Annotated in this window: 8 protein-coding genes and 1 pseudogene; 3 read left to right on the plus strand and 6 right to left on the minus strand. The window is 63.0% G+C overall.

Going from position 1 to position 12,039, the window contains the following annotated elements:
* On the minus strand, positions 1–819 hold an 819-nt coding region (locus A39O_RS41705), incomplete at its 3' end, for a hypothetical protein (protein WP_026199267.1).
* 171 nt (positions 820–990) lie between these two features.
* Here A39O_RS41705 and A39O_RS38160 point away from each other — a divergent pair.
* Positions 991–2,895 (plus strand): SDR family NAD(P)-dependent oxidoreductase, encoded by a 1,905-nt coding sequence (locus A39O_RS38160; RefSeq protein ID WP_020504371.1) that lies wholly within the window; start codon positions 991–993, stop codon positions 2,893–2,895.
* A 53-nt stretch (positions 2,896–2,948) separates the two neighbouring features.
* On the opposite strand, the pseudogene A39O_RS40635 reads toward A39O_RS38160, so the two are convergent.
* A pseudogene (locus tag A39O_RS40635) lies at positions 2,949–3,062 on the minus strand (ISAs1 family transposase); the annotation flags it as partial.
* 42 nt (positions 3,063–3,104) lie between these two features.
* Here A39O_RS40635 and A39O_RS0109225 point away from each other — a divergent pair.
* Positions 3,105–4,130 (plus strand): extracellular catalytic domain type 1 short-chain-length polyhydroxyalkanoate depolymerase, encoded by a 1,026-nt coding sequence (locus A39O_RS0109225; protein WP_051088788.1) that lies wholly within the window; start codon positions 3,105–3,107, stop codon positions 4,128–4,130.
* Complete coding sequence (locus tag A39O_RS0109230; protein ID WP_020504374.1) at positions 4,127–4,942, plus strand: SDR family NAD(P)-dependent oxidoreductase; 816 nt, start codon at positions 4,127–4,129, stop codon at positions 4,940–4,942. The genes A39O_RS0109225 and A39O_RS0109230 overlap by 4 nt, the downstream gene beginning before the upstream one ends.
* A gap of 95 nt (positions 4,943–5,037) precedes the next feature.
* Here the strand turns inward: A39O_RS0109230 and A39O_RS36445 are convergent, their stop codons facing one another.
* From A39O_RS36445 to A39O_RS0109250, 4 genes are all read right to left on the minus strand, one after another.
* Positions 5,038–6,798, minus strand: coding sequence for an NAD-dependent epimerase/dehydratase family protein (locus A39O_RS36445; protein WP_020504375.1), 1,761 nt, complete (start codon positions 6,796–6,798; stop codon positions 5,038–5,040).
* Between the two features lie 38 nt (positions 6,799–6,836).
* Positions 6,837–7,799 carry an NAD-dependent epimerase/dehydratase family protein gene (locus A39O_RS0109240; RefSeq protein ID WP_020504376.1) on the minus strand — a complete coding sequence of 321 codons (963 nt, stop codon included), beginning with the start codon at positions 7,797–7,799 and terminating at the stop codon, positions 6,837–6,839.
* 137 nt (positions 7,800–7,936) lie between these two features.
* Entirely contained in the window at positions 7,937–9,196 is a 1,260-nt protein-coding gene (locus A39O_RS0109245) for a tetratricopeptide repeat protein (RefSeq protein ID WP_083924600.1), read from the minus strand.
* A gap of 343 nt (positions 9,197–9,539) precedes the next feature.
* On the minus strand, positions 9,540–11,624 hold the full coding sequence (locus A39O_RS0109250; RefSeq protein WP_020504378.1) for an IPT/TIG domain-containing protein: 2,085 nt from the start codon (positions 11,622–11,624) through the stop codon (positions 9,540–9,542).
* Positions 11,625–12,039: the final 415 nt, after the last annotated feature.

The raw sequence follows: 12,039 nt of genomic DNA on the forward strand, positions 1-12,039 counted from the left end.
GCTGGCCAGGGGGCCTTCGGCGGTGCCGGACGGTTCGGTGGTCAGGGCTTCGGCGCCAGAGCTGCCGGCGGCGGCCTTGGTGCCGGACAGGGCCGATTCGGTGCTGGCCAGGGGGCCTTCGGAGGTGCCGGACGGTTCGGTGGTCAGGGCTTCGGCGCCGGGGCAGCCGGAGGCAGTGGACCCGGTGTCGGACAGGGCCGATTCGGTGCTGGCCAGGGAGCCTTCGGCGGTGCCGGCCGGTTCGGCGGTCAGGGCTTCGGCGCCGGGGCTGCCGGCGGCAGCGGACCCGGTGCCGGACAGGGCCGATTCGGTGCTGGCCAGGGGGCCTTCGGCGGTGACGGCCAATTCGGTGGTCAGGGCTTTGGCGCCGGTGCGGCTGTTCAGGGGGCCGGTGCCCCGGGCGGGGGCGTATTCGGCGGTCAGGCGGGCGCACAGGGCGGTGCCGGCTCGCAAGGAGATAATCCAGCCCGGCGGCGAGCCGTCTTCCTCCGGATGCTGATGCGGCGCCGCATGGGAGGCGGTGTCAATGCCCAGTCCGGCGGACAGGGCGAACTGCAGCAGGGCGGCCAGACCTTCCCGGCGCTTGGCGCAGCAGGTGGCGAGGGTCGCTTCGGCGGTCAAGGTTTCGGTGGTGCTGCGGCCACGGGCCTTGGCGGCGGACAGGGCGGCCTGTTTAGGAGGGAGCAGCCCGCGCAGGGCGGCTTCGGGGCGACAATGCAGGGTTTCGAGGACCAGATCATCGACGGCTCTGCCGAACGGGAAAGCTAGGAAGGCGAGCCCCCCGACGCCGGTGCGGGGGGCAACGGGAGCGCACCGCAACGGGCTTTTTCCCCGCCGATCCCTGCCGCAACGTTGACTGAACGGTGATCATCACTGCATCCGGGCTTCGCCACCGCTCTGTTTGACCAAAACACGCTCTTTCTGCGGCAATAACCCGGTGCGCGCGGCCAGTCATGCCCCGCCCGGCGCGCCTGAACCGAGGGGATCGCAATGCGAATATTGGTGACCGGTGCCACCGGCTATGTGGGTTCACGCGTGGCGCGCCGCTTGGCCGGTGAGGGACATGCAGTCAAGGCATTGATCCGGCCCGCCTCGGCGGTTGTAAAGGACACAGTCGACACGCTGACGGCGCTTGGGGTCGGGATCGTCGTCGGCGATATCGCTGATTTACACAACGCTGCGGCTGCAGTGCGCGACGTGGACGTCGTCGTGCACCTTGCATGGCAGGGCAATCCCATGAACGTGCAACCTGCGTCACCGGGCAGCCCCTTCTTGGATTTCCAGGCCAATCTCCACGCGATGAGCGGCTTGATCGAGGCGTGCAAGCAAGCGCAGGTGGGGAGGCTGGTCTTCGCCAGCAGCGTCTCTGTCTACGGTACGCGCAGCATGGAGTCGCCAACACCGCTTCGCGAGGAGGAGGGACCGAGCGACCTTGCGTTTATGCCGGGCCGTCGCTGGCACAACTTCGGCGCATCGAAGGCCGCGGCGGAATACCTCCTGCTGACGCACCTGCCCTGTCCGGAGCTCGTCATTCTCCGTTCGGCCATCGTCTATGGCGTCGGGGCACCATTGCCTTCCTCCTTGGTTGGTCGTCTGGTCAAGTCCGGACCGTGGGACAGCGGTCGGCACACGGTCCAGTGGATCCATATTGAGGACCTTGTCGAGGCCATCGATTTGGCTGTCCAAGCGCCGGATGCCGCCAACCAAATCTTCAATCTGGCAGGCAGCGAAGCGATCGACAATACGACCTTCCAGCACGGGGCCCTAAGGATCATCAATGCCGTGCAGCACGGGGCGGCGCAGAAGGCAGAGCCATTTTCGGAGCAAGCGGTTAGTCCTACCTTCGATATCCGTAAGGTACGGGCGGTGCTCGGATTCGTTCCGAGGAAGGGCATGGCAGAGGGGCTGGAGGAGATGGTCCGCGCCGTCTTGGCCGACTCAGGAGAGGCGGAAACGGCGGGCAAGGTCGCGTCGGCGCCTCGCATGCGCACCATGAACCGACCACTCGGTCCCAATGCCGACGTCTCCATTGCAGGCAATCAGGCCCCGATGCTCGGAAAGACGGTCCTTGTCACCGGGGCCACCCGAGGCATCGGCCGTGTGACGGCCATCGAGCTGGCGCGCCTTGGGGCGACGGTTGTCGCCATCGGCCGCAGCGAGAAACGGGGAAAGGAGCTCGTCGAGGGGAGCGAGGTGCAGGAAATGCCCGGGGCGATCCACTTCATCGCCGCCGATCTCTCAAGCCAGGCAGAGACGCGAAGGTTGGCGGACGACTTCATGCAACGCGCATCTCGGCTTGATGTCTTAGTCAATAATGCGGGCGGGTTCTTTGACCAACGGCAACTGACCGTCGATGGCATCGAGATGACGTTTGCCGTGAACCATCTGGCGTACTTTCTGCTCACGAACCTCCTGCTCCCTGCTCTTCGCGGCTCCGTCCCGTCACGCGTGGTCAATGTTGCCTCTCATGCCCATTACACGGCGCAGTTGAATCTGAACGATCTCCAGGCGCTTCGACACTATGACCCGCTCGGCGCCTATGCCGATGCGAAGCTGGCCAATCTCCTTTTTACCTATGCCTTGGCGAGCCGACTCGAGGGCACCGGCGTCACGGTCAATGCCGTTCATCCAGGCTTCATCGCGACGGACGTCGGCACTCGGATACGGGATCACCTGCCATGGGCTGCCAGGGAGCGAATCTCGCGATCCGAGGTCAGCATAGAACAGGGTGCTGAGACCATGATATATTTGGCGAGCGCGCCAGAGGTCGAGAGTGCGAACGGGATGTACTTCGACAAGTGCCGGCCGGTGCAGTCGTCTCCTCTCTCTTACGACGCGAATTGGGCCGAGTATCTGTGGCAGACGTGCGCCCAACTGACCGGTCTTGCCGCGTAGGCGATGCGGTGTATAACCCAGGGCAATCGCATCAAGCACTGCTAATATTAGCGGATGCCCAGCAGACGCGGAATCGCCGTGAACTCATTGGATTTGGCCTCCGTGGCCACCTGCCCAAGCACCACCCGCTTGGCCGTCGGCCCGACACTGACCAGGTGCAACGCGGCCAACCCGTTGCTGCGGTTGTGCAAAATATATAGGGTCACAGCATGAACCTTCATCGACACAGGGTCTTCTCCCTGGCCATCTTATTGCTGCTCGCGTGCTTCGGGTCGTATGCGACGGCGCGGGATGAGATCCATACTCTTCGCCACGATGGCCTGACGCGACGCTTCCTCGTGCATCTGCCCCCTCAATACACGAAGGGCAAGGACCTGCCGATGGTCATGGTGTTTCACGGCGGTGGCGGGAACATCGAGAATATCATGAGAGAGACCAGGATGAATGTCGCGGCGGACCGGCATGGCTTCATCGCGGTGTATCCGGCCGGTACCGGGGGCAAGCGTCGGCGCATGCTGACCTGGAACGCGGGTTACTGCTGTGGGGAGGCGAAGGAGAACAACGTGGACGACGTTGGGTTCGTCTCGAAGCTAATCGACTTCATGGTCTCCAAGTATCAAGTCGACAGCCACAGGGTCTATGCCACCGGCCACTCCAACGGCGCCATGCTGTCGTTTCGCTTGGCGTGTGAATTGCCGGAACGGATCACGGCGGTCGCCCCGAACAGCGGACATGGCCGGGTGCTGACCTGTCGCAGGGGAACGAGACCGGTCCCCATCATGTATCTACACGGAACAGAGGACAAAGGGCTCCCAATCGAGGGTGGAGAGTGCGGCGGCATGTTCCAGGATTTTTTGAATAGCGTGGGGATACCGGCCGATAGGAAGAGTGCCCTTTGGAAATGCGACTCGGTGCAGGCCGTGTTGAAGAAGTTTGCCGCGCGTAATGGGTGTTCGACCAAGACGCGGCGAACACGCATGAGCGGGGCGACCCTCGAAGGCTATCTGGATTGTCCGAAAGGCGGCGAGGTGGAGTTCTACCTCTTGGATGGTGCCGGTCATACCTGGCCAGGCGGGGAATACGGTACCGATGCCTGCGAGCGAAAACCGGACGGGCGGTTATGCCAACAGTGGAAGGACCACGCGGGTGCGATCAGCCGTTTCAACGCAAACGAGAAGATGTGGGAATTCTTCTCCAAGTACAAAATTGATCAGCAAGTGTCCTTGCCTCAATGAGCGGTCGGCCTTCTGACACGGGGCAAGGACCCTTTGCCGGCCAGGTTGCCCTGATCTATGGAGGCGGGCGTGGAATTGGCGCGGCTTGTGCTATTGGGCTGGCCGAGGGGGGAGCCGATATCAGCGTGGTGTCGCGTACCTTCGGGGAGGTCCAGCGGGTGTGTGGGGTGGCTCAAGGTAGAGGGGTGCAGGCCGAGGCAATCGTCGCGGACCTAGGCGACCCTGATCAGATCATGCACTCGGTAGCGCGCACGATGGAGCGTTTCGGCCGTATCGATCTGGTCATCAACCTGGTGGCCGATACGGGGCCGTTGAACGTGGCAACTTGGGAGGTCTCGGAGGCGGATTGGCGCAGCATGTTAGCGGTCAATGTCAGCGCACCCTGTGCCATCGCGCGCCTCGTGGTGCCGATCATGTTGCAGCAGGCGCGCGGCAAGCTTCTTTTTGCCACTTCCCCGTTTGGCGACAGGGTTACACCCGGTATGGGCGGCTACGGCTGCTCACGCGCTGCCGTCAACCATCTAGTGCTTCAGCTTGGCGCCGAGCTTCAGGGCTCCATCGTGGCTGCCTGCCTGGTCTATCCTGGGATCACCGATACGCCCGGGTTGCGCTCCTTTCGCGAACGACATCATGCGGGGGGGGCCAGCCTGCCATTTGCTTCCGCCGTGCACCCAGAGAATATGGCGCGGTTGTTCCTTTGGGCAGCCCTACAGCCGCCTGACGCGATCAACGGGGCCGTCATCGCATGGAACGATCCACAGGTCCAGGCCGCCCTACGCGTCTTCTGGAGCGGACGCCCCGGCCGTTGGTAGCCGACTGAGTCTCGACAAATCACCACTCTCCCCGAGCCAACGAGCGCGGACAAGGTCGGTATCGAGCTCGGCAAGAAGTGCCGCGGCCATCGGCATCAGACCATCTCGACCAGCGCCTTGCTGACTTGCCAGAGACGGGCGCAGACCGCAGGATCAGTGGTGGCGGGCGCGATCGGTGCCTGCACATCCTGATCCATGTAGATACCCGTCAACGGCGCAAGCCGGGGCTCCAGCAATAGGGCCGCCACATGGGTGGCCGCCTTTTCCGCAGACAGCATCCGGCCGCGACTCATCGGCGCCAGCTCAGGCCGCTCGCTCAGCCCCGCGCGGTCGAGGGTCTCGTTGCGTACGATGCCCGGACTGACCGTGGCGACCCGAGGCCCGCTTGGCCCCAGCCGCTCGGTCAAGCTGTTGGAAAACATCACGGTGGCAAATTTCGCCCGTCCATAGGCATCCAACGGATCATAGCTGCGCGAGCAGAAGATATCGCTGAAATCAAGTCCGGAACGGCGGTAGATCTCCGAGATCAGGTTCACGATATGCCCGTCCGCCGGGATCGCGTCCAGCAGGAGAGTGGTCAGCAGGAAGTGGGCAAGGTAATTCACCGCGAAGGTGGCCTCGATCCCCTCGGCCGTCATCTGGCGGCTGGCGAAGACCGCGCCCGCGTTGTTCACCAAGACATCGACACGCGGGTGTCGGGCCAGGATGTCGGCAGCCAACTTGCGGACTTGGGCCATTTCCGAGATGTCGGCGATCAGAAGCTCGCCCGGCGTACAGCTCGGCCGCTCCTCAAGCTCGCGCATTAGCGCGTTGCCCGCCTCCTGGTCGCGGCCGACGGCAACGACGCGGGCACCGCAACGCGACAGGATCACCGCCAGCTCGCGTCCGATGCCCACGGTTGCGCTGGTGATGACGCAGATCTTGTCCGTCAGCGGCCTGGACCGACTTTCCAGCGCGGCTATCACCGCGGGCAACCTGGGCTTGTTGTCGGGCACGCGTCCCTCCCGCCGCAGGGCGAAGACGATCTCCTGCGCACATTCGGCGAGACCCACCCAGGTGCTGTGGCCGGTGCGGAAACCCAGTAGCCGGGCGGCCTTGTCGATAGCCAGGACCGGCTGTTCCCGCGGATACTCCTGGCGCACCCGGTCCTCGGTCGCTTCGGAATCGGACAGCAGGCGGCCCAAGCGCTGAAGCTCGGACAACAGCACTTCGGGCGCGATCGCCGTCGGCTCGGCGATGTTGAAGACATTGCCTTGGGCATGGGGCAGGCGGGCCGCCGCGATGAACGCGGTGCAAAGGTCCTCGGGGTGGAGCCGCTGGAGCGGAGTCGGCGGGCACGCCGCCGCGCCCCCCAACATGATCGCGCGTAGATCGGTGAGCGCGTCGGGATCGCTCCTGTCATAGAGTGCGGGTACCCGCAGGACCACCCGCCCGACCTTATGACCCGGCATGCCGGCGAAGACCCGCTCCAGCGCCAGCGCGACGTGCGCCGCCTCGGGCATGCCCTGCCCGTCCGGGCGCAGCGGGTCGCACTCGCGTAAAGGCACAGGGTACCCCACCACGGGCGCATAGACTGCCGCATCGCTCAGCAGTATCGCACGCTTGACTGCTGCCCGATCTGCCGCGGCCATCAAACGGCGCACCCGCGCCTCGAGCACAGCAGGGGGCAGATCGGTGCGAATGTCGAGCAGGAACAGCGCATCGGCCTCGGCCAAAGCCGCCTGGAGCGCGACATCGTTGTCAGTGGCCGCCAGGTCCCCGCCGGGCAGGCGGCTGACCTCCCAGCGCGCCTTTTCCAGTGCGGCACAAAGCCGCGCGCCCAGATCGCCGCCAGAATCCGAGACGACGCCCTTCATTCAACCCACCACCTGTTTGCGGGCACCATAGCCATCCGTCATTCAACCGGCAATTCGACAGGGAACTTGGCCGCGGTCGAGTAATAAAACTCGAGCCGACCCAGCACCTCGCGGAGGCAGTCCTTGGCGGTCATGCGCGGGCGCCACCCCGCTGCGCGCAGTCTTGCGGGGTAGAATTTCCGCAAGCCAACGTTGTTTCGCGACGCGACCTCGGCGTAGGGGTTATCCTCTCGGCCGACGTTCATGATCTCCCACATCAGCGACAGTACGTCATAGGCGGTGATGGGCTCTTCGCCGGCGACCAGCGCGCAACGGTTGCACAGATCAGGATGATCGGCCGCCAACAGCGCAGCGCTGCCGATATCGGTGCCGTGAGTCCATTGCATCGTGTCCCACATCCGCCGCAGACCCTCGGCCGCTTCGGGATTGCGGATCAGTTGAGTGACGACGTTGTCCACGAACGGGCTGGTGCGGCCAGAGATGATCGAGGGGCGCAGCATCACATAGTCAAAGGCGCCCACCTCGGACGCCTCGAAGACGATATCCTCGGCTCGTATCAGGCTCTCGCCCAGTGCCTGCTGGGCGGGATTGCCATGGGCCTCGCGCGGGGCGTCGTCGGTCAACGGCCACAGGTCGGGAGTGCGATGCGGTACATGGACATTGTTGGATGATACCATCACAAAGCGCGACACCTTGCCCCGGCAGGCCGCTACCAGGTTGCGGGTACCTCCGACATTGACATGCTCCAGCATGTCGGGGTCGATCTTCGGCGGCGGGCCGATGAGCGCGGTGTGAAAGACGAGATCCACCCCTTCGAGCGCCTCGTCCAGCGCACGCAGATCGGCCAGGTCGCCCGGCACTATCTCGATCCGGTCGCGATAGTTGATTCGGTGCATCGAATCGGGGAGCGCGAAGACCCGGACCGCGTTGTCGGTCCGCATCAGGGCCTCCAGCACATACTGACCCACGGCACCGGAAGGGCCGGTCACCAGCATTTTCATCTGGTCTCGCAAGAAGGTCTGGTCGCCGACATACAGTGATCCCTTTCCACCCTTAGTAACTGTCCATCAATTACTTCCCGCTTTGAGCGTCAACGTCGGCCAACAATCGGGAAATAGAAAATGGACACTTTCTTAGCTCAACCGCGGCCGAGCCCTCCACTCCCGCCGGAGGTAGCCCCGCCCCGGGCGCGGGCCGCCGCGATCCGCTGGCGCAGCGCGCCCCAGCGCTTGCGGCGCTCAGCCCTCTCCTGCAACCGCTCCGGGGTCAGGCCCTGTTCCGCGCGCCGCGCGGCATTGGCCCGCCTAGCTTCGCGCAAAGCGTCGAATTCCTTGACGTACAGCGCTAGCGCTTCCGCACCGTCCGGCGATTTCAGTCGAGCCTTGGCAAGTTCCACACGGGCCAACGCTTCTTGGCCATCCCTCATATGCATTAACGCGGCGCGATAGCTACGCTCGGCGTCCTCCACCTTCCCTTCAGCGGCAAACGCATCGCCGTAGAGCCGCTGCACCGCTCCCCGCAGGTTGCGCCCGGTCACCCTGCTCAGCAGCGCACGCGCCTCGGGCAGTTTCTTCTGGGCGATCAGCGCCCCAGCCATGGAGAGCCGCGCTCTCCCGTTGCGGTTGCGCCCCTCTTCCTTGCCGAGGATGTCGCCAAAGGCGGCTTCGGCACCGGCAAAATCTTTTTGCGCAAGCTTCAGATCACCCAGACGCTTCAACAGCGCCTGGTTGCCGGGATTCTGCGCCAGTGCCGCGGTGAGGACCGAGATCGCCTCGGCCGGCTTGTCGGTGCGCGCCAACAGGCGTGCAAGCTGCATTGCGGTGCGCGGATCGCCCGGATTGGCGGTCAGGGCGAAGGACAGATGTGCGCGGGCCTCGTCAAGCTGCTCCTGCCGGGCCAATATCGTGGCGATACGCCGCCGCACATCGGGCGACTGCGGCTGGATCTCCATCGCGCGGTTCAGTACCTCAATCGCTGCATCGGGGCGTTTCTGCTGCTCATGCAGCGCAGCAAGACCCATCAGCGCGGGGATCGAGATCGGGTCGATCTCCAGCGCCCTGTGGTAATGGGTCTCGGCATAGTCGGGATTGCCGCCTCGCAGCCCCACGCTCCCCGCCATCAGCGGTGCAATCCGGTTCTTCGGATCGCTCCGCATGACCTCCTCGAGACAATCGGTCGCCTCTTCCAACAGATTCTGGCGCATATAACTGACTGCCAGCATTAGCAGCAGGCGGCTGTTGTGCGGATCCTGCCCCAGCATCTCCGAAAGCTCTGCCTGTGCCTCATCGGAGCGTCCGTCTCGCATCAGGCCGCGCACATAGTGCAGGCGCTGGTCGACGTTCCCCGGCACTTGCTCCACGTTCGGCACCCATTGCCCTCGCAAACTTGAAACGGGCATGTCCGATCCTCACTGGTTTGGTACAAATAACTTGCCGTCCGTATTGTAAACTATTTCCCGCTTACCCTAAGCTTCTTTCACAAGCATTGACGAGAGGCTGCGCCACGGCAGGGATCGTTACCGGCTCGCCCTGCCCCGACTGGGCAAAGGATACCGAAGAAAACAAGACGTTCAAGCGTTTGGGAGCCCTCGCAAGCGCGCCACAGGAAATGTGTGCCCTTGACATTTCGGAGCCTGATACGGCCGCTCTGGTTACTTGGGTCGCAAGGTAGCGGAGCCAGTTGCCGCCGCGGACGGTCAGCGTTCACGGCGACAACAGCACCGAAGTCAAGCGCACCTCACGTCAGAGCGGCACGAAGTAGCGAGCACTTGTCGCTGTTCCCCCCGGTGCAATGACCCAGATACGACTTGTCTTTGTGCCGACCGGCACGGGGGCCACGATCTGCTTGTCCGACCGGATCTCGAATGATGTCGACGTTGCCCCGAACAAGACGCGGGTCGCCCCCTCGAAGCCCGAACCATTGATCGTGACGCTGGTCCCAACGGAACCTGAGGTCGGCGTGAAGCTCAGGATTTCGGGTCGCGGGTACACCTTAAACTCACTGGTCGATGCGCCAACTCCATTCGCGGTGGTGACAGTGATGGGACCTGTCGTTGCCTGCACTGGAACCCGGACGACAATCGTGCTCGGCGAACTCCCCAGAATCTCGGCGGACACGCCGGCAAAAGCGACTTCCGATACATCATAGAACGCGACCCCCGTAACAGTCACCACATCACCCACCTTGCCCGCGGCAGGGCTAAAGCCCGTCACCGATGGACCTGCAACCACAAAGTCCTCCGGAGACGTGGTCGTGCCTAAATGGTTCGTGACCTCAATGGGGCCGGTGCTCGCACCTTGGGGGACCTGGACAAACAATCGTTGCAGATCACCGCTGAACGAGCCCGCGGGGACGCCGTTGAAACGCACCGACTCGATATTGAAGAGCGCCTGCCCCTCAATCGTCACAACGGCTCCCACCGTGCCTGAATTCGGACTGACCCCCGCAATCACCGGCAATGGCACTTGAAAGTCGCTCGTGCTGGTAGCCGTCCCGCGTCCGGTCTGCACCGAGATAGGGCCAGGCGACACTGCAGGGGGAACCGCGGCTACAATCCGCTCAGCTGAGACCCACTCGAAGACGGCGGGGATGCCGTTGAACGTGACTCCCGAAACCTCGAAAAGATCTATTCCAGTAATCTCCACCACGGTTCCAGGCGTTCCGCTATCCGGCGTAAACGACACGATCCGGGGGTCATATTCGACAATGGTCGAAGGCGCCTCGAAGAAATCCAGCACCTGGCGGTTGAAATCACTCATGAACCAGTGCGCGGAGTAGGTGACCTTCAACTGATCATTGATCATCGTCTCAAAGTTCCGGTAAGCTTCCGGGATTTTGTCATAGAGCGGACTCATATCTGGATCAACGAGGAGATAGTCATCGGCATCCAGGATACCCGCATCTTTGAGCGCCTGATAGATCACGCGCGAGTCATCGCGTGAGATGCCCTCAAGACGCCAGAAACGCTCTGGATATAGCGGCGAGGCGTGGTGGAGCCAGAGCTGTGTCGGTACCCCCCGGAAAAGAAAATCATTGTACGCCTGCTGGGCGGATTCGCCGCCGACAGTCGTATCGTTTTCGGCGAGCACGAACATGGTTGGTGTATTGCTCGTCGCTAAGGATTCGAGTTGGCCTGGTGAGATGTAAACGGCTCTCGCGGCGACCGGAAATTCGAGATAGGCTTGGTTGGCGTCGTTAAAGAGCGAAACGAATATGCCGCCATGGGAAATGCCAAGCAGATAGACCGGGTCAGCGCTCGTCATCACTCCGCGTCGAATGAGGTCAAGCCGTACGGCGGCAATCCGCTGAAGATCGATGTTGTCTTCCGCATCAGGCTCTATATCCCATAAGACGTTTGCGCGGTCAAAGCTGCTCACCGCGACGACTGCGAAGCCGCGATTGTTGGCATCGTCGATAAAGCGCAATATTTCCGTATCGCCAACAATTGAGTGGGAGTTGCCTTTGCCTCCGTGTATCAGAAAAATGACCCCGTTGCCGCCTTGATCGGGAAAGAAGCTGTAGACGCGTGGGGCCCCCCATCGTGGCATATCACGATACCCGGCGCTAATCGACACATCCCTGTCCGGCATGACGAGTGTGGTGTGTGCTGAGAGGGGATCCGCCAAATACTGCGTGTCGCCCGTCCACTGATCGAAAACGCGTGTCGGCGATCCGATCTCATAGGGTTCGCCCGATTCGTTGACGGGCTCATCTCCGTACGGGTCGGCCCAAACGTGGAGCGTCGACAATGCCTGATAGGCCCCACTGCCGCTGCCATTGGTCACGGACAGGTTAAAATCGTCGGCAATCAGCTGGTGGGGAAGCATTGCGCAAACGAAGAGGCAGAGACCGATGATTACGGATGATCTGCGAGCGGTTACGTGAGGAAGGTAGTGCATGATGATCTCCAATCAACACGCTTAGGCGACGCATATCGTTATCCGAGGGCTTGTCCCGGGTCGTGGGGACTGCATGTGAGCCCTCGTTGCGGGCGCTCCCATCCGAAGCGTGCGCCTGGTGTTGGCTACCTCTTACGTTAGGACCGACGCGATCACGTGACTGTGACTGACTTCACTATTCGGTGCTCCGCCGCAATCGCTAGTCGTTGTCAACCGGCTCGACATCTGTTGAAATCCGAGCCCACCACAACCGATGGGGTGCGAGGAAATGGACGGGGGAGATTCCGAGCGGGCTGTGCGGGCGGGCGTTCACGGGCGGACCTGAAGCGGACCTGGAGCGGAT

This window comes from Lamprocystis purpurea DSM 4197 (genome assembly GCF_000379525.1).
Classification (GTDB): Bacteria; Pseudomonadota; Gammaproteobacteria; order Chromatiales; family Chromatiaceae; genus Thiodictyon; species Thiodictyon purpureum.